Origin of the sequence: Chitinophaga vietnamensis (genome assembly GCF_902167635.1) — a bacterium.
In the GTDB taxonomy this organism is placed as follows: Bacteria; Bacteroidota; Bacteroidia; order Chitinophagales; family Chitinophagaceae; genus Chitinophaga; species Chitinophaga vietnamensis.
The window spans coordinates 727420-746547 of the sequence record NZ_CABHMS010000002.1 but is presented as its reverse complement, the minus strand read 5'-3'; the positions used below and the strand labels follow the sequence as shown (position 1 = coordinate 746547).

Annotated in this window: 18 protein-coding genes; 3 read left to right on the top strand and 15 right to left on the bottom strand. The window is 50.9% G+C overall.

Features of this window, described 5'->3' with window-relative positions; all coding sequences use genetic code 11:
• Window positions 1-3: 3 nt before the first annotated feature.
• On the bottom strand, window positions 4-1350 hold the full coding sequence (locus FPG75_RS07265) for a TolC family protein (protein ID WP_143306100.1): 1347 nt from the start codon (window positions 1348-1350) through the stop codon (window positions 4-6).
• A gap of 145 nt (window positions 1351-1495) precedes the next feature.
• On the opposite strand from FPG75_RS07265, the gene FPG75_RS07260 reads away from it, so the two are divergent.
• Window positions 1496-2206 carry a TMEM175 family protein gene (locus FPG75_RS07260; protein ID WP_143306099.1) on the top strand — a complete coding sequence of 237 codons (711 nt, stop codon included), beginning with the start codon at window positions 1496-1498 and terminating at the stop codon, window positions 2204-2206.
• Window positions 2207-2312: 106 nt separating this feature from the next.
• Here the strand turns inward: FPG75_RS07260 and FPG75_RS07255 are convergent, their stop codons facing one another.
• Both FPG75_RS07255 and idi read right to left on the bottom strand, forming a co-directional pair.
• Entirely contained in the window at window positions 2313-3287 is a 975-nt protein-coding gene (locus tag FPG75_RS07255) for a terpene synthase family protein (protein WP_143306098.1), read from the bottom strand.
• A gap of 243 nt (window positions 3288-3530) precedes the next feature.
• On the bottom strand, window positions 3531-4070 hold the full coding sequence (gene idi / locus FPG75_RS07250; RefSeq protein ID WP_143306097.1) for an isopentenyl-diphosphate Delta-isomerase: 540 nt from the start codon (window positions 4068-4070) through the stop codon (window positions 3531-3533).
• Between the two features lie 216 nt (window positions 4071-4286).
• Here idi and FPG75_RS07245 point away from each other — a divergent pair, with 216 nt between their 5' ends.
• Together FPG75_RS07245 and FPG75_RS07240 are read left to right on the top strand one after the other, a co-directional pair.
• Window positions 4287-4760: a GAF domain-containing protein gene (locus FPG75_RS07245; RefSeq protein WP_143306096.1), complete on the top strand. Its 474-nt coding sequence runs from the start codon at window positions 4287-4289 to the stop codon at window positions 4758-4760.
• 103 nt (window positions 4761-4863) lie between these two features.
• Window positions 4864-5544: a tyrosine-protein phosphatase gene (locus FPG75_RS07240; protein WP_143306095.1), complete on the top strand. Its 681-nt coding sequence runs from the start codon at window positions 4864-4866 to the stop codon at window positions 5542-5544.
• Between the two features lie 250 nt (window positions 5545-5794).
• On the opposite strand, the gene FPG75_RS07235 is transcribed toward FPG75_RS07240, so the two are convergent.
• From FPG75_RS07235 to FPG75_RS07180, 12 genes are read right to left on the bottom strand one after another with little or no spacing between them, the layout of a single operon-like run.
• Complete coding sequence (locus FPG75_RS07235) at window positions 5795-7351, bottom strand: T9SS type B sorting domain-containing protein (RefSeq protein WP_143306094.1); 1557 nt, start codon at window positions 7349-7351, stop codon at window positions 5795-5797.
• A gap of 32 nt (window positions 7352-7383) precedes the next feature.
• Window positions 7384-7911 (bottom strand): PglD-related sugar-binding protein, encoded by a 528-nt coding sequence (locus FPG75_RS07230; RefSeq protein ID WP_143306093.1) that lies wholly within the window; start codon window positions 7909-7911, stop codon window positions 7384-7386.
• Window positions 7908-8861, bottom strand: coding sequence for an MraY family glycosyltransferase (locus FPG75_RS07225; protein WP_143306092.1), 954 nt, complete (start codon window positions 8859-8861; stop codon window positions 7908-7910). Before FPG75_RS07225 ends, FPG75_RS07230 begins: the two co-directional genes overlap by 4 nt.
• 2 nt (window positions 8862-8863) lie before the next feature.
• The gene (locus FPG75_RS07220) at window positions 8864-9805 is read right to left on the bottom strand and encodes an NAD-dependent epimerase/dehydratase family protein (protein ID WP_143306091.1); all 942 of its coding nucleotides are present in this window, start codon (window positions 9803-9805) and stop codon (window positions 8864-8866) included.
• Window positions 9806-10933 carry a glycosyltransferase family 4 protein gene (locus FPG75_RS07215; protein ID WP_201747902.1) on the bottom strand — a complete coding sequence of 376 codons (1128 nt, stop codon included), beginning with the start codon at window positions 10931-10933 and terminating at the stop codon, window positions 9806-9808.
• Window positions 10934-10959: 26 nt separating this feature from the next.
• Window positions 10960-12102 carry a right-handed parallel beta-helix repeat-containing protein gene (locus FPG75_RS07210; protein WP_161596708.1) on the bottom strand — a complete coding sequence of 381 codons (1143 nt, stop codon included), beginning with the start codon at window positions 12100-12102 and terminating at the stop codon, window positions 10960-10962.
• Window positions 12103-12120: 18 nt separating this feature from the next.
• Window positions 12121-13488 carry a phenylacetate--CoA ligase family protein gene (locus FPG75_RS07205; RefSeq protein ID WP_143306088.1) on the bottom strand — a complete coding sequence of 456 codons (1368 nt, stop codon included), beginning with the start codon at window positions 13486-13488 and terminating at the stop codon, window positions 12121-12123.
• Window positions 13485-14579 (bottom strand): glycosyltransferase, encoded by a 1095-nt coding sequence (locus FPG75_RS07200; RefSeq protein WP_143306087.1) that lies wholly within the window; start codon window positions 14577-14579, stop codon window positions 13485-13487. The genes FPG75_RS07205 and FPG75_RS07200 overlap by 4 nt, the downstream gene beginning before the upstream one ends.
• Before the next feature lie 3 nt (window positions 14580-14582).
• Window positions 14583-15647, bottom strand: a complete 1065-nt coding sequence (locus FPG75_RS07195; RefSeq protein WP_143306086.1) for a glycosyltransferase — start codon at window positions 15645-15647, stop codon at window positions 14583-14585.
• 12 nt (window positions 15648-15659) lie between these two features.
• Window positions 15660-16871: an O-antigen ligase family protein gene (locus FPG75_RS07190; RefSeq protein WP_143306085.1), complete on the bottom strand. Its 1212-nt coding sequence runs from the start codon at window positions 16869-16871 to the stop codon at window positions 15660-15662.
• A complete protein-coding gene (locus FPG75_RS07185) occupies window positions 16868-17911 on the bottom strand; it encodes an ATP-grasp domain-containing protein (protein WP_143306084.1) in 1044 nt (347 codons plus the stop codon). Before FPG75_RS07185 ends, FPG75_RS07190 begins: the two co-directional genes overlap by 4 nt.
• Entirely contained in the window at window positions 17908-19128 is a 1221-nt protein-coding gene (locus tag FPG75_RS07180) for an oligosaccharide flippase family protein (protein WP_143306083.1), read from the bottom strand. The genes FPG75_RS07185 and FPG75_RS07180 overlap by 4 nt, the downstream gene beginning before the upstream one ends.

Below are 19128 nucleotides of genomic sequence, written 5' to 3'. Positions count from 1 at the left end.
ACCTTATCTGATGCGGCCCGTGGCCTTGTCGAGATCTGTTTTGCTGATCAGGGCGTTGAGCATGGCGTTGACGTAATCGCTCTGCGCCTGCGACAGCTGGCTTTCGGCGGAGATCACATCGAGGCTGGTAGCCACGCCCTGGTCGAACTTCAGCACGATCCTTTCGTATATGCCCTGCGTGAGGTCCATATTCTTTTTGTTGGTGGCATACAGGGCCATGTTATTCTGATAGTTCACATTGGCGTTCTTCACTTCCACCTTGATCTGTTGGGCCAGGTAGTCCAGATCGTTCTTTGATTTCTCCAGCGTGATCCTGTTCTCCCTTATCTGGTGCAGCCTTTCGGTGCCGTTGAAGATGGGCCATGACAGCGACAGTCCCAGTGTAGAGGCGCCGAAGCCTGTTTTATAAAGGTCCCCGAATTTGTCGGAGAAATAGTTATAGCCGTAGTTAATGAATCCGTTCAGCGATGGCAGGAAGCCCAGGCGCTTGCTTTTGAGGTTCAGCTCATTGAGCGCAATCTGGGTAGACTGGATACCATATTCCACACGGTCTTCCACGCGGTAGTTGGAAGTGTCTGTGACAAAGGATTCCAGGGGGATGTCCTTTACGGTTTCGCGGAGCGTAAGCTGGCTTTCCTGCGGCATGCCCATCTGGAACTTGAGTAACTGTACCGTATATACGAGAAGGCGGATCTGGTTTTCTGTCTGGGTAAGGATATTATTATAGGAGACGGTGATGCGGTCTACATCCACGCGTTCGGCTACGCCGGCATCGTAGCGCGACTTCGTATCTTCCAGTGTTTTTCTGAGCTGGGCAAGATTGGCTTGCGACAGGCGGATATTTTCCTGGCTGGTGAGCACGGCGTAATAGGCCTTGGTAATGGCTACGCGGGTATCGATAGCGGTACGGGTATACGATTTTTCGGCGAGGCCGGTATATACCCTGGCGGCTTTGAGGCCGAGGAAATAATCGCTGTTGAAGATGGTTTGATTGGCTTGTCCCAATACGTTGGAAGAGAAACGGGTACCAAACTGCACGGGGATCTTTTTATCATAGTTGCCGCTGGCGATGTCGGGGATCAGGGAGGTGGCGAGTTTCAGGTTATCGTTAAATCCGCCGGTGATCACGGCATGCGGCAACAGCTTGCCAGTGGCCTCTTTCACTTGTTCTTCCGAAAATCTGGTATCGAGATGGGCGTTTACCACATCATGATGATGGGCGAGGCCGTACTGGATACAATCGTTCAGGTTGAAAGCAAAAGGCCCCTGCTGCGTTGTGTCTGCCTGCGCGTGAACAGCCTGGAATCCTGACAGAGAAAGCATACTTAACAGCAAATGGATACAACGCATACTTGTTACTTTGAAAGTATATGATGATTGACAGATACTTAACAACAAATCAAGGAAAAAGTTGTAAATGGCTGTGGATGATCAGCTTTCTGCTTTTCCTATTAGTTCGTATATTGCTATCTGCTAAAACGCTATTACGCCTATTATGTCAATGTCTGTTATCAAGGAACCTAAACCTGAACACCGTGAATTTGAGCTGGAGCGGTTAATCCTCTTCAGTGATGCGGTATTTGCTATTGCTATCACCTTATTGATCATCGAAATCAAGCTGCCCCACATCCCGGACAATACGCCTATTAAAGATTATATGACGTATCTGCGGCCTACTATGATTGAATTTTTCACATTTGCGGCCAGCTTCTTTTTTATTGGCAACTTCTGGAAACGCCATCTGCAAATTTGTCGTTTTCTGCAACACTATGATGAAGGGTTGATACACCGCAACCTCTTCTTTCTGTTCTTTATCGTTGCCTTTCCTTTTTCGGCTTCGGGCGTTATACACGTTACGCCGCATTTCATTTTACCGTTGTTCATCTATCTGTCTGACCTGGGTGGCTGTCTGGCAGGGCTTTTCTGGATATCTTACTATATCTTCCAGAAAAATCCGGCGCTGACCATTGCGGGTCATCATACAGAAAAAGAACTACTGTATCAGAAGTATAAATATGGTTTCATGACAATGGCTACGGGTTTCACCTGTATAGCAATGGTCTATTTTCTTTTTCCCGACAACATTACATATCAGTACCTGAGCTACTTCTCTATCCCATTGTTGACGGTGATCAACCATTTCAGGATAAAGATCAAGAAACGGAACACACTTCGCGCGGTACATGTGGGGGACAAATCACATTAAATTTATTGAAAAATTACGAATTACGAATTAAGAATTACGGATTTGTGCGGAGATCAAATGATCTCCACAAATCCGTAATTCTTAATTCGTAATTCGTAATTCGCCGTTAAACGGCCGCAGGCTGTTTAACCATCATACCATATCTGCCGGTGTCGAGCACGCTCCAGTCGTAGTTACCGGTGATCCATGAACGAAGTACGGAAACATATCTCAGCATTTCATAGTCCAGTTCGGTGTTGGTGAGTGGCAGCAATTTTTCGAGCGCAGCGAAAATGGCTACTTCTTCGTTGTGCATACGTGCGGCTTCAAACAGCGCATCCTGCAGCGACAGCTGTTGCTCGTGTTGCAATACAAGTACGAGGTTATGTACATCGCCTTGTGCAGATTCTTTCTGGCAGGAGAAGATATCATTGGCCCAGCATACGATATTATTACAGGCGAGCATGAGGCGTTTGAGCAGGGCATGTTGAAGGAGAGAGTCGGGCAGGTAGATCTTTTCGATGATGTCGATGGCTTCCACATCAGCGAAGAGTGCGCCGGTATAGGGGCGCATGCGTACGTAATCGGCTACAGACGGGATGATGCGGGCTTCGCGGTTGTCGGCCTCCCAGAGGCAGGAGTCGAAATAGTCCTGCATGCTTCTGATGAAACGGAGCCGCCATGCGGGTGTGCTGATGGCGCGCATACGTTCCCAGATGCTGCTGAGGGCCGCTGGCAACGGGCCGCCGTTGGCAAGGGTCACGATTTTGTTCTGATGGAGGATGTCCATCAGGCCGGCCATAATACTGCGCAGATAGGCTGCTTGTTTGCCGGTGGGGGCTTCATCACATTGATCATCGAGGATGAAGAGCCAGGTGTTGAAGTCGGCGATCAGGCATAGTTCATCGAGTGCCGCATCCGGGAATGCGCGGGCAGCCAGCCAGGCGAAGCGGCCCCTCTCGAAACGGGCGAGCGCCCTTTCATCAGTGATAAGGCCATACTCCTGTACCCATGCGGTGATGTGTTGTTGTGCGGCGCTTACATGGAGGTTCAGACGGGAAGGAAACGGATACTTGATCCTGGGGATTTGGATAGTGTTCATGTGTCAGTGTTTTACGTTTACTATTCGGGTTTCAGAAAATGCACAGGATGCCCATCACGCCCTTGGGCGTGGCCGCTAGGATAGTTTGCTACAGGCATAGGAAGACCTGTAGCCTCAAGGTGGCCGTTGTGAGCCGGTTAACAGTAAAACGATATAGCTAAAATTATGCAGGCAGTACGTTGGCATAACAATACTGGACGCCGGTGGCGTGCTTTCTGGCTAACTGATATTAGACAATACCTGTTACACTTTTGCTTCGCTCATGGAACTTTTGAGATGTTGCAAAACCATTGGCAATGCCAGATGGAACCAGCTGGTAAAGCTGTCCGGCTCCTGCTCTATTAACGACAGAACCTGGTTGGCAGACAGATATCTGTAATCATTAACTTCTCCCTTATCGGGAAATATTGCTCCGTTGTAAACACCAAGGAACACGTGATCATATTCGTGTTCGGTGAGGCCATTATTGAATACGGTTTTGTAAGTAAAAGAAAAGATTTCTTCCAGTTGACAATCAAAACCCAGCTCTTCGTGTAAGCGCCGGTGAGCGCCTGCGACAGTAGTTTCACCCGGAAGCGGATGACTGCAGCAGGCATTGGTCCATAATCCGCCGGAATGGTATTTGTCGAGCGCACGCTGTTGCAGCAGCCAATCGCCCGCATCGTTGATTATAAAAACAGAAAATGCCCGATGGAGCATGCCCTTATAATGGGCTTCCATCTTTTCCATTGTACCCACTTCCTCATCGTATTCGTTCACCAGGATGACTTCAGGATGTTTCATAGCAAAGCAAAGATACTTTTTAAAAACTGTTAGCGATCAGCAGTTTGTCATTTCAGTTGAAAGAAAAGGGCTAGTAAAAACACACCGGCTGTACGTTTGAATGGTTACTCCATGCTTTAATGGTCACTGAATAAATATACAATAATAACTGAAAAATCAGGAAATTATTATTCATTTTCTGATTTTCGGATGTAGGAATTTTCGGATTTTTGTAAAATGGCAGAAGACTTACAAATCATCGAAGGCGACAAAGCAACGCAATACCGTTCCCTCATCCCGCAGATCAAAGGACTGATCGAGGGAGAGCCTGATCTGGTGGCCAACCTGGCCAATATCACCGCAGCGCTGAAAGAACAATTCAATTGGCTGTGGACAGGCTTCTACCTCGTCAAGGGCGAGGAACTGGTGCTCGGCCCTTTCCAAGGCCCCGTAGCGTGTACCCGTATCCGTAAGGGACGCGGCGTATGCGGCGCCAGCTGGCAACAAGCCGCCACGCTCATTGTACCGGATGTTGAAGCATTTCCCGGTCACATCGCGTGCAGCAGCCTCTCTCGCTCCGAAATCGTAGTACCCCTGATACGCAACGGCGAAGTGAAAGCCATACTGGATGTAGACAGCGAGCTGCTGAATCATTTTGATCACACCGATCAACAGTTCCTGGAAGAAATTGTGGCACTAATTCTGATATAAAGCGGGACGATATTATTTGTTCATTTTTATTGAGAAGCCTGCTATGTTTTTTTTCAGAAAGAAAAGAAGTGAATCAGTAATACCAGCATCATTACTTGCTTTTATGGCAACAGACATTCATTCGCACCTGGTACCAGGCGTGGATGATGGCGTGCCCGACACCAACACCGCCATCGGCTATATTGCACAACTGCAAGCCATGGGCATCAGCAAGATCATCACCACGCCGCATATCATGATGGATCGCTATCCCAACTCCACCGACACCCTGGAAGCTCCCTACCGCGCGCTTAGCCAGGCATTGGTGGCTGCCGGCATACATCTCCCCTTCCACTACGCCGCAGAATATTATATGGATGAAGCCTTCGAGCAGGTGATGAAATCACCGCTGCTCACCATCAGCGGCAACTATGTGTTAGTGGAAATATCCTTTATGGTACCACCTCCACAATTTTTCCAATGGCTGTTTGAATTACAGGCCGCCGGCTACCAGCCAGTGCTGGCCCATCCTGAACGTTATGCCTACTATCATAAAGACTTTGAAGCCTACCGCACCATCAAAGACCGCGGCGTATTGCTGCAAATGAACCTGCTATCCCCCACCGGCTACTATGGCAAGCATATCCAGCAAGCCGCCGACAAGCTACTAGCTGCAGGCCTGATCGATCTCACCGGCACCGACCTCCATCACGAAAAACACCTGCGGGCTATCGCAGGTATTGCTAATGATAAAAAGTTAAGGAATACACTGGAGCGGTATCCTTTTAAGAATAGTATATTATGAGCGAATATTGTTTGGCTCAGGATTATAAGGATTGAAAGGATTACCAGGATTTTTTTACAGGATTAAAAAAGATTTTCCTGATTTAACGCGAAGATGATTCAAGCGAAGAGGCCCTTGAAGCGCTTTGAGCGCTTCAAGGGCTGGAACCTCGTTGATCTTCCCATTAATCTTCGTTAATCCTTATTAATCCTGATAAAAAAATCCTGGTAATCCTTTCAATCCTTATAATCCTGAGCCAGACAACCTTCGCTTACCGCAACAACACCACACTCCCCGTTTGCTTGCGCGCCTGCTGCCGGCTGTCGGTGTAGGTGAGCACCCATACGTAGGCGCCGGCGGCGGCGGGACTTCCTTTGAAAGTGCCGTCCCAACCGCGTTCGGGGCTGTTGGTCTGGAATATGAGTTGTCCCCAGCGGCTATACACCGCGAGGCGATAACCGGTAACATCATCGTTTACTTTTGCGCGGAAGAGGTCATTGCGGCCATCATTGTTGGGTGTGAAGGCCGTGGGCACGTATACGGCGCATTGCCGCCCGATGCGCTGAATGGAAGCGCTGCCTGTTGTACTGCAGCTGTTAACATCTTTCACACGGAAGCGGTAGTTGCCGCTTTCGAGATGCTGGAATATACTATCTGGCTGCCAGGGCCCTGGTTCCAGGCTATAGGCGTATGGCGGCGTGCCGCCGGTTAATTGCACCGCAATTTTCCCGTCGATGGATTCGGAGCAGCTGATATCTTTTGTGAATACCTGTTGTATCAATAGCCGATCAGGTTCCTGTAAGGTGCTGCCAGTACGGTTCTCACAGGCCGCTGCATCGCGGACCTGAAATTCGTAGGCGCCTGCCCGTAGTGCGCTGAATACGGGGCTGGACTGAAACACCTGGTCTTTCTCCTGTTTATACAGATAGGGCGCTACACCGTTGATCGGCGTTAGCGTGATGCTGCCGTCCTGATCGCCATGGCAGGATGGCGGTTTGTTAGCAGTGCTTACCTGTAGCGTGTAACCGTTAACGTGAGTGGCGACGGTGGCGCTGGCGCCGGTAGCAGTCGTTACGGTAACGGTGTAGTCTCCTTCCGGAAGCTGGTCGATACCCGCCGTGGTGGCCTTGTTATACGACCATTGATAGGTATAGGGCGGCTGTCCGCCGCTGGCCACCGCCAGCACTTTGCCGGTGCTGCGGCCCCGACAGGTAAGCTGCACCTGCAATTGTACGGTAGGCGCCACGGATATCACAGGAGAAATATGATCCAGCAAACAAGCCGTGTAGCGGCTGTAACCGCAAGTCCCGTCGAGATAAGGCTGGAAGTGGATATACGACCAGGTAGCAGCCGGACGAAGCGTAACGGTATAACGTTGCCATTGCTCATGCGTGAAGGCGCCCGACTGCCACAGCAACTCCCCTCTTTCCGTAGGGCTGTTACTGCCGTAGATGGCCATAGAACCGGCGCACATCGCCAGTGTATCGTACCTGGCGGGAAAAGCAAGATCAAAAGAAAGCTGGTAACTGACACCCGCCTTCAGGGGAACAGACAATTGCTGGGAGATGCCCTCCTGCCAGGTAGGGCCATGGATGGCTCCTGCGTAGGTTCTGCCCTCGGATGCAGGCAAAGTAACACCATAGTAGCCGGGCTGCGTATCGGGCGATTTATACGCCCTGATCCACGGTGGCGGCACATTACCAGCCCTCGGCGAGCCTTCAATAGAAGGATTCTGCAATGGAATATCTTGCGCTGCTGCGGGATAGGTTTTCAGGAAAGACATGGTAAAACTCAAGCCCAATGCCACCACCCAATGTGTTAAATGCATTGTAATAGATTACATCTGAATAATTCCCGTCATCACACCACTGTCAGCGGCGGCACCACCGTATTGGCCTTCACCCTTGCAAACCGCGACACCACCGCGCCTGCGCCGATAACAACTCCCTTTTCTATATGCGCGCCACCGCCGATGTAAGCGTTGGGCGAAATGTGTACAAAATCTTCTATCACCACGTCATGGTCTACCACGGCGCCTGCATTGATGATCACATGGCGGCCCAGTTTCACATTGGCCTGCACCACAGCCCGGGCGAGGATCACCGTGCCTTCGCCCGGACTCACGTCAACGGCTACACTGGCATCCTTATCGATCAGCGTACCGAAGGCATGTCCTACATGCCCCGCCAGCCGCTGCCGCGCAGTATTGTTGCCAATCCCGATCAGCATGGCCGCCTGCGGGAAAATGCTCCGGTCGTAGGGTTTCATCGTCTCCCCTTCTCCCGCCTGATCATCAAAAAAACAACATACCTCTCCTTCCTGCTCCTTGATCATAGTGGCCAACACATTGGCGTGGCCACCCGCGCCATATATCACTACTTGCTTCATAATGCAACTGTTTTTGTCATCAGCCTGTTTTTCATACCTGCATAGATGATAGCCAGCGGCAGGCAGATCACCACAAAAGTGACAACCGTATTCCAGCCCGCATAGATCACCAGCAGGTTGATAAAGAGTTGCAGGAGGCCGTAACCCACGCTGATCCAGCGATGCGGCGTCTTGCGCTCGTTGGCAAGTATCTGGTAGAAATGCAGGCGGTGCGCCTCAAAAATATTCTGGCCCAGCAAGAGGCGGTGCAGGATGGTAAGCACCGTATCCACCCCATATACCGCGAGGAATAACAGGTATTTGACATCGCCGCTTTGCCATACCAGCATCAGTATCAAAGTGGCGATCCAGCAGCCGAGGCTTACGCTGCCTACATCTCCGGCGAAACACCTGGCCTTCTTCCTGAAATTATAGTATAGAAAGATGATCGATGCAATGGCGGGACAGATCAGGAAATTCACATCCGTGAACGGATATACGAAAACAGTAGTGTACCACAAACTAAGCAGTGCTACCAGGCTATAAACGCCGGTGATGCCATTGATACCATCCATAAAATTATAGGCATTGATCACGCCGATGATGAGCACACAACTTGCGGCAATCATCCACAGTGGCCAGTGTTGCAGGGCGCCGAGGCCGTACAGCACCAGCAATACGGCGCTGAGGTGCACCAGCAAACGCACTTTGTTGGATAAGCTGCGGATATCATCTATCAAACTGATCAAACTGATGAGGAGGATAGCGATGATAATGTAGATAGAAACCTGGTGAAAGAAGATGCCGTAGAGCAGCGCCGACAGCGGGAATACGATGCCTCCGCCACGGATGGTGATCTCCGTGTGCGAGCTGCGTTGATTGGGTTTGTCAATAATGTTATAACGATCGGCCAGCCTGAAATACACTTGCAGGCCCGCAAACAGTATCAATGTAATGATCAGATAGAGCATAATTATTTCTGTTGAAAGCTGCGGATCGTTTGCGCCAGCCCCGCGGCAGTGGCCAGCGGCAGCCGGTCGATCTTCAGCGCTTGTTTGATTTTCCGGTTAGAAACCACATAGTCTTCCGTAAGCTTTTGCAGGCGGCTGCTATTGAGCGGCAGGCGCAGCACATCTCCCATTTTAGCGAGGCCTTTTACCATGCCACGGGGAATGTTCCATTTTCGTATGCCCTTCCCCGTAGTGCCGGCGATGATATTGATCAGTTCATTGGTGGCCACGCTGTCATCGTCGGCAACATTGTAGATGCCGGAAGGCACGCTGCCATTAGCTTCCAGCAATTGCGCGATCACGAAGCAGAGGTTATCTACCGAGAGAAAAGACCGTTTGTTATCGAAGGCCGCCAAGGGATACGGGATGCCTTTGTTTACAAACTGGTACAGCAGGTTGAGGTTGCCTTTATTACCCGGCCCATGGATCATACAGGGCCGGATGATATACAGCGCTTTCCCGGGAGGCAACTCACGGCCAAGCATATACGCTTCTGCGAGTTGCTTTGATTGCCCATATGGCGTTTGCGGATCCGGCTTCACCTCTTCTGTGAGTTCGCCGCTTACCCTGTCTGCCGCGGCTTTCACACTGCTGAAGTAAATGAAGCATTTCGCCGGGCTTTCGAGAAAGAGATCGAAGAGGCGCTGACTGAGTTTGGTATTGGTCTCAAAATAAGCCGCGGGGTCGCTGGCGTTTTTCACATCATGCGCTTTGCCCGCGAGATGTATTACGGCATCTACGGATTGCAGGTCATCGGGCAACAGCCGCTCCCAGCTTACCTGTGCATGCAGGCCCGCTGTGCCATTGCCATTACGGGAAAGGCCATGCACTTCCCATTTGTCCTGCATATAACGCAGCAGGTTGCTTCCTACGAAGCCGCTATATCCGCTGATGAGTACTTTCATTTATGATACTTTTGCCAGTGATTTATAGATATGTAAAGTTTTAGCGATCACCTGGTCTACCCCGAACTCACGTTCCGCCAATTTGCGGGAATTGGCGCCCATGGCCACGCGCATCCCTTCATTGCTGATGAGGCGGTACATGGCATCCGCAAGAGCTTGCTCATCGCGGGCCGGCACCAGCAGGCCATTATATTCCGGCACTACGCATTCGCGGCAGCCCGGCACATCGGTGGTAACGATCGGGCGCCCCACAGCAGCGGCTTCTATCAATGATTTGGGCAGCCCTTCACGATAGGATGGCAATACCACCAGATCGCATTCTTTGAGCAGGGCTTGCACATTTTTCTGATAGCCGATCCACTTGATATAGTCGCCGTCTGTAAGCTCTCCCAGCTCCTGTGCAGATATCGCTGCCAGGTTCTCATGATCAACATCGCCGGCGAGAATGAACACCGCCTTGCCAATCAGCTCCGGCTTCAGCAGCTTGGCGGCATTGATAAATTCCATCACGCCTTTGTCGCGCAGCATACGCGCCGGCAACACTACCTTGATACGCCCGTTGGGAACAGGTTTGCCGTCGAAGGTAAATTCCTGTAAGTCCACGCCCGAGCCTTTGATCAGCGTTACATCTTCATCCCGAACAATACGCAAAGATTTGAACACATTCACATCATCTTCATTCTGAAAAATAAAATGACGGTTGCCTCCCTTGAACCCGAAGCGCATCATAGACATCAACACTTTCTGTGTGATGCCTTTCCGGCCGCCGGTGAAATTATATCCCAGGCCGCTGATCGCATTCACAATGCCTTTCATGCGGGTGAGCCGCGCAGCGATGCTGCCATATAAAGCCACCTTGATGGTGACATGATGCAGCACATCCGGCTGATGGCGCTTGTAAAGCCGGTACAAGATACGCAAACAGCGCATTTCGTGTTTCATGTTGGTACCAGAGCGTTCAAAGGGCACATGAATAAAGCCCAGGCCATGCCGCCGGATATCATCGGCCCTGCCGGTATCACAGGTAACAATGGTCACATCGTAGCCGGCCGCTTTCGCCGCTAACGCCACAGGGAGGCGGTGCGACAGGAAGAACCAGTCCACGTTCACTACAATAAACAGTTTCATACAGATATGGTTAAAATTTATCCCGGCTATTCGATCTCCAGATTCTTCTTGTTCGATTGCTGCCGTTTCAGTTTTTCTACTTCGTTGTTGCTACCGGCTTTCATGATGGATATGTTCTTAAACTTGCTCACCGGCGCAAAATCATATGTTTTAGCTCCCCTGAATGGAGTGGCATTATTTTTCCAGACAGGATCGATCACCTGTATGCTGCCTTTCAGCGGCACGAGGCCCTGCGCATAGGAAGCATCCGTACCGCCCATCCAGAAGCCTACATTGGATCCGTCATCCATATGCTTGTTGATGGTAATGTTCACATCCTTGGGTTGCGCGCCGGGCAGGCGGCTCAGGCCAATCACGATCCCGCATTTGGCATTGTTGAAAGTGAGCGGCTGATCGATCAGCACATCATCGATCATCTCCCAACTGCCATTCGGCTCTATGTCGATGCCGCTCATGGGCAAGGTGCCGGAAGTGTTGGCCACTACTGGTTTCACGATCTTCAGTCCTTTCACGCAGCCCACGGTGATACCGTTGCGGCGGTTGTAATCCACTACAGCATTATAGATGCTGATATTGTTGGGTACCTTTGTTTTCACCGACTGCCCGATGCAGATACCATCGCCCCAACATTTGGATACCACCGGGTTTACAAGGGTAACGTTGTTGGCTGAACGAATATCGATGCCCATGCCCCACTCGCCTTCGCTGCCCTTGTGTTGGTCGCGGTCGCCGGTGATTACCGGAAAATAAACCTTCACATTATCGGCTTCGCGGATGCTGAGGATGGCGTATTTCTTTTTATCAGTGGGCTGTAATATGATGGCTGAGTGTGGCCGAAACACCACGTTGCTATTGCTTTTCAGTTGCAGGCCTTTGTCGTTCACCATCACCGGAAAATCGGGCATCACTACGTTGGTATGCGCGCTCAATGCCGTTTGCAGCTGATCGGTATAGTCCACGCTGCCATCTTTCACATAGCCTTGCGGCAAGGCGCTGGTGAGGTCGAAAGCCGTAGCTGCGATCCCGTCGGCCTCCTTGCGATAAGCGTCCAGCCCGGATTTACTGATATAGCCCGCAGGTATTTTCCTGTAGTTGAATGCCTGCTGCGCTTCGCAGCCGATATACACTGCACATGTCAGCACTGCGCTGATCCAGAATTGCCTGTACATATCATTCATTTTAAAATGTTATAAAACGATATTCTGCTTTACGATCCTGTATTTACCGCTGTTCTCGCGCGGTATATCTTCTACATAACTAAAATCAATCCTGATCCGCTCTCCCAGTCTTTCCCGCAGTTCATGCCGGAAATATTGTTCATCTTTCTCCGCATATATCTTGTCTTTCACCACTTTCACGAGGATGGCCTCTTTGGTATCCTGTATCACCTGGAATTTCACCACGCCCTGCACTTTCTTCACGCAATTGGAGAGATTGCCGAGGTTGATCTTTCCTCTCTCTTCCGAATACACGAAATCGTTGATGCGGCCCTGGATCTGCGCTACCAGCGGGTTGTGGTTGCCGCAGCCGCATACGGCATCCGACAGGCGGATGCGGTCTTTGATAGCATAGCGTATCAAAGGCGTGCCATGCGTGGTAAAAGAAGTGACTACCAGTTCGCCTTCCTGCGCATCTTTACCATCGGCATCGAGCACTTCAAAATAACCGCTGAGCAGCTCCATGTGCAGGTTGCCATTTTTGCATTCGAGGATAAAGGGCGCCCCTTCGGAAGATGCATATTGATTCACCGTGAAAGCGCCGAAGTAGGCTTCTATCACTTGCTTTTCACTTTCCACGATAGTTTCCGCCGTCGGGAAAATGGCGCGCATGCGGTATTTCAGCGGATAGTTATTGGCCAGTCCCCATTTGGCGATCTCGTACATACACGAAGGAAAGCCTACGGCAAACAAAGGCCGGAAACGATTCAGGTCATCGATATAGTGCTTGATGGTATGATGACTGATGTGCATGGTAGAATAATACCGGATCTTGTAGAGCCAGTCGTATTTCCAGTAGCGGTGCTTTGCTTCATCGCGCGGGGTGAGCAAGGACTTACCGCTGAACCAGGCGACTTTATCGCCCAGCGCATAGCCATAATCCGCACGGAAAAAATCGAGCAGGGCGAAGCGATGTTGCATATCATCATGCGTATACCTTACCTGTAGCGACTTTCCCGTGGTGCCGCCTGTTTTGGAAAGGATCGCGCCTGCGGCGGGAATGGTATAAATATCATCTATGTTTGACCGGATATCTTCTTTAGATTGTATGGGTATCTGTTTAAATTCTTCAAGAGAAAATTTCTCGGGGATGCCTTGCAATATTTTTTTATAATAGGGAGATTTTTCGCGCGCATCCTGCACGGTTTCCTGCAAGAGCTTCCACTGGCGGGCTTTCAGCGCTTCGGGCGACAGGCCCCTCGCATGAAAATACCAGGCATACCATTTCTTGTAATTACCACCATGCCGCTTGCGGTATTGGAGGTAATCGAATAAGGTGACCAATCCGTTTTGCAGGAAATTGGGCAAGGCCTTATAGATGTTTTCCTGTTTACTCATGACATGTTATTTTCATAGATAGCTTCCCATGTTTTTACGATCATGGATTTCTCGAAATTATTACGTACAAAGTCCGCGTTGCGCTGGCCCAGGGCGGCCAGCTGGCCTTTGTCCATTTTCATCATTTGCAGCATGGCGGCAGACAGCGCCACCGGGTCGCGGGCGGGCACGATGTTGCCGCCGCCGGCATCTTCCACGATATACCTGATCTCCCCAACATCAGTGCCGGTTACCGGCAATGCGGCAGACATGGCTTCCAGCAAGGCCATCGGCAGGCCTTCGCTGCGCGACGAAATCACATAGGCGTGATAGTTAGTCAGCAAGCCGGGAATATTTTTCACGATGCCCAGGAAATTAACATGGCGGCTCAGGCCGGCCAGTTCTACCTGTGCTTTCAATTCATGCTTCAGTTCTCCATCGCCGGCGATATCGACCGTAAAATTCACGTTCAGAGGCAACAGCAATTGCAGGGCATCGAACAGGTTTTTGTAGTCTTTCAGCTCGATGAGGCGGCCTACCGCTATCCAGCGGAACACTTCACCGGCGGGCTTTTGGGCCGGCGGCGCAAACTGGCTGATATCAATCGCATTGTATACAATGGCGGAACGTGCGGCGCCGATACTGTGTTGTTTGTTCAAGGCTTCCAGTGCGGGCACGGACACGGCTGTATGAAAATCCACCCAGCGCTGCGTGAGGCGATAGATGAGATATGGATTGTAACGGCGGGTAGCCAGGTTATAATTGCAATGCGTGGTATTGATCACCCGCACTTTCGGGAAGCGCAGCTTGATCACCCGGCTCAGCAGGTTGGCCTGGAACAGGTGGCTATGCACAATATCCGGCGCTTCCGTTCTCACAATCTTCAACAAGCGGCGAAACACTTTCACGATGGAGGTCAGTCCGCCGGCCGCCAGGTTGAAATGTTTCACCCGCGGGTCGATACGGCCCGCCAGGCTCAGCTCCCGCGTAATCGTTACCAGCGACACCTGGTAGCCCTGCTCCAGGAAAGCGGGCATGATGCCCAGCAGCTGGCTTTCTGCGCCACCGTATCCCAAACTGTTGATCACAAATAATATCTTACGGTTGTTCATACCTCACACTGACATAAAAAATGATGAATAATCGAAATTCTCTACGGCCAATTTCTCGCGCGATAAATGCCGCGCTTTCAGGATGGCGGTGGCCAGCGCATGTTCATCTTCCACCGGCACCACATGACCGTTCACCCCTTCGTTGATCACGCCTTTAAAATCCACGCAATCTGTCGCCACTACCGGCGTGCCCAGCAGCAGCGCTTCCAGCACTACATTCGGGAACCCCTCCTTGCGCGAAGGCAGTACAAAAAGATCCGCCTCCCTGAAATAAGGATATGGATTAGCTTTGAAGCCATGGAACAATACATGATCCCCGAGCTGATGCTGCGCAACCAGGTTACGTAATACAGCCGCATAGCCCTGTTCCATATTCTCTTTGCCTAATATATGCAAACGCGCCAGGGGCATGGCTTTGACCACGCGGGCCATTGCGGTGATCAGGATGTCGAAACCTTTCATCGAATACAGCGTGCCTGCCGCCACAATATTGAAATGTTCATGATCGAATACATTGATCAGCTCACGGCTCAGTGTTTCCACCTGCTGCTGGTTGATCACATTCGGGATATGTCGCACTTTCTTCGCGGGGATATTGTAGTATAGCTCCGCTTCCGATTTCATCCGGGAGGTTTGTGCGATCACATGATGCGCATGCTTGAGCACATGCCTGTTCAGGAAACGTTCGATCCTGCCTTTCATACCGGCTCCGAGATTGTTGCTGGGCAGGGTCGGCAAACGCACGATGCTCGTGTATTTGCCGCCACTCAGCTTGCGCACCAGGATGGTAATGATGCTGATATGATTAAGGGTGGTGAAAACAATATCAGGTTGTATCTCTTTGAGCACTTTGTAAATATCACGCGTGCCCGAGCGCGTATTGGGCTTGTTCAGCTTCACCAGTTTGATCTTGTTGGTGATCAGCTCAAGGTAATCATACGCCGGGCAGATCACCACCACGATGATCTCAAAGCGCTGCTCATCCAGCGAATTGATGATGTTCATCACCACCTTCTCCGCTCCTCCCCCTTTTAAACTGGGTAATATAAAAACGATCTTCTTCTTCATGTTTGATGGTGTTTAGTTCATGCTTACCGGGAACATCTCAAAACTTTCTGCCAGTTGTTTCTCCCTGATCTTCTGCTCTGCCATGATGATGATCACCAGTAGCATGAGCATGATGCGTTTGTCGTAATAGGCCACCAGCCCCATATCCATGAGCATGAGGATAAAAAGGAAAGCGCTGAGGAAGATACCTGTGCGGTACTTCCACAATTTCCGGAGGATAGAAAGATGAATGCTGTAATAGATGATCGGCCCGAGGAAACCCACGCCGAACAAGAGTTCTATATAATTATTATGCGCATAGAAATGATAGTAGTATTTGAAGCTCGCGGCGCCATAGCCGATCAAAGGGCTGGCGGTGAAATGCTCCCATCCTTCACGGATAAATTTCACACGTTCTTCCGTACTGCCTTCGCTGTCTTTACCGCCAATCGTCGAAAACATCCTGCCGATGCGCTCAAAGGCCGGCGCTATGTTATCGGTGATGAAATCGATCTTCACAAATAACAATACCAGCAGCACGCCTGCCGCTACCAGCAACACCGTTTTAAAAGAGCCCATCAGCCGTTTGAAATTGAAGAGGAAGTAAAACACGATCAGCAGCAAACCAAAAGCAATTCCTTTACGGGAGGCGGTGAGGAAGATGGTATATAATGCCAGCAAGATATTGACTACGTGCAAACCCTTTGCCCATCCACTTTTCAGGCGCTTGTGCTGAAATTCTAGCAAGCTGAGGAAAATGGAAAAGATGAGCATGATAGCGAGATAGTTCGGATTCAATTCCGTGCCGATAAAGCGGGTCACCTCTTCGTCGTGGTTTTCCAGGAAGCCGAAGAAAGGCAATCCTACCGCCAGTGAATAGTTGATGAACGAATACACCAGCACCAATGCCACCACCAGCTTAAAGAGCTGGTAACGCACAATGAAATAGTACAGGACAAAACTATTGATCACGGTAATGAAAAGCACGAGTGTGTGCTGCAGGGTAGCCTCTCCATCCGGCGACCATATCACCGACAACAGGGCCAGCATGGCCAGGAAGAAGAGACGGTAAGCATGCACGTCTGCACTGAAATCAAAATGTTTCAGTTTATGCAAGTCGAGGAAGAAGGCGAAATACATCAGCACGGAGATACCCCAACCATAGATCACCAGCCACTCTTTGTTGAGGAAGAGCAGGCTGAGGATGAACATCGACACCAATATCTTTACCGGTAATGGTTTCATACAGCAATCATTTTATTCACAGATTTTTCTTCCAGCAGGGCTTCCAGCATAAAGTGCTGGGGCACGAAGGGGCCTTCATGCCAGTGCAGGTCAGTATCCCAGTAGCCCGGACAGGCATCATACACTTTGATGGCGAAGCCATAGCTCATTTCCACGATGAGCGGTTCCTGTTGTTCGTTGTAGATGAAATCGAGCGCGAGGCATTGCGACTGCAACTTTGCGGCGAGGTCGAAGGTGATGCGCAGGCAACGTTCATCGAACAGTTCTTTTTCATATTTTATAAGGCCGCTGCCGGATGCGCGGAAATCGCCTTCCCGGTTGTAACGCCGGATGGCAAAGGCTTTGCCGTTGATGGCGATGATACGCGTATCGTAATCGTTGGCCTTCATAAATTCCTGGAAATAGAGGTATCCTTTTTCGCGGCCATGCATTTTTTCGTAGGCCGTGGGCATCAGGATACGCCCGATGCCTTTGAAGAGGCCGAGGACGGCGGCCGCACTTTTATCACGTTTCAGCCGCCAAACCGCATCTTTGAAACGGTTGAAACGGTCGTGGGCCGCAAATCCGCGTCCGAAGGCTTTTCTGGCCAGCTTGCGCGCCGCCGCTGCGGAGCGTACCAGCTTCACATTGGAAGAGCCGGCGCCGCCGCGCAGTTTGAATACTTTAGGGAAAGTAGCCGTATCGATCCATTGCAGCGCTTCGCGACGATCGTAGAAAACGAAGGAAGGCACCAGTGGTGCGCCGAGCGCTTCGGCGAGATACTTCTGCCCTACCTTATCGTCGAAATGCCAGCAGGTGCGGCTGTCGGGGAATACCTTCTTGCCTGCCGCTTCCAGCGAATAGATGAGCTGGCGGGCAAACAGGATGGCTTTGGGATCAGCATGATGCCAATGCCAGAGCAGCGCGTCACAGTCGGTCAGCTGCTGCAAAATATCCGAACGGTAGCAGTCTACTTTCGTATAGGCGACACCGTTGGCCTCGCAATAAGCGATCCAGCGTTCGCTGAAAGAGCCGGGAGTGTGATGTATGCCTAGTTTCATCGTTGCTGTGTTTTATATTTCCACCATAGCCCTACGCCCATCATGCCCCTTGCGGTGGCGAGGTTAAGCGCGGCGCCTACGCCGGCCGACAGCAGGATCAGCGGGAAGGCCATCACAAAGCCCGCGATGGACGAATAGATGGTGTTCTTCATCACCAGCCTGTCTTGCCGTTTTACAATAAAATAATTGGTGCCATAGCAATAGTACATCGCCATGAAAGGCACGCTCAGCGCCATGATGCAGAGCATCCACACCGCGTGCTCCCCTTTCAGGTGGAAGATGATGGTGATGGGCTTCGACAGTGCACAGATGCCCACAAACAGCACGAAGCCGGTGCTGAGCATCAGTTTCTTGAACTTGTCGAAAGCCCCGCCATTCCTATTGAGAAAGGGAAAGAAGACGCGGGAAAGGATACTGATAAAAGTGTTGGCCGCCTCTATCAGGCTCTTGGCCGCGCCGTACACCCCTACTACCGCATTGCCGGTAAGAATGCCCAGCAGGAAAGTAGTGGTGTTGTTGTACAGATTGGGAAGAAATTGGTTGATAAAGATGTTGAAATTGGCTTTCAGCACCCGCCATATACGTTTGAAGCCGATGAACGAAAAACGCAGGCCGTAACGGCTGATGAGCAGGTATTGTGCAAACAATCCTGCGCCGATATAGCCCAGCGCATTGAACAGCGGGTACCAGTAAAAGTCTTGCTGGTGGCGGATAAAAACGAATATGCAAATGGTAAAGAAGATCTTGATACAGGCAGAGAGGATGGTGATGTATTTCATCTCTTCCATTCCCTGGAAAAACCATTCCGGGAACAACGCATAACCTGCCAGTGCCGGAAACGTGAGCAGGAACACGATCTTGTTATCTGCAAACTGCGGCACCAGTATCACTACCGGCAGGAACAGCAACAGCGACGCCAGTACCAGCACTCCTTTGGTGGAGAGCACGCGGCTGTAGATGAGGCTCAGCGCGCGGTTACTGTGGCGGTGTACGGCCACATCCCTTGTGGCGGTGATATTGAAGCTGAAATCCGTAAAGCTCTGGAAGTAAGCCAGCAGGGAGTTTGCCAGCACGATGATGCCATACTTCTCCGCGCCGAATACGCGCAGCACATAGGGCAGCGTTACCAGTGGCAGCACCATGTTGAGCCCCTGCAGCACGGAGAGCGCGCCGAAGTTCCTGATCAATGTAGTTTGTTCTTTCGAAAATCGCTTCAC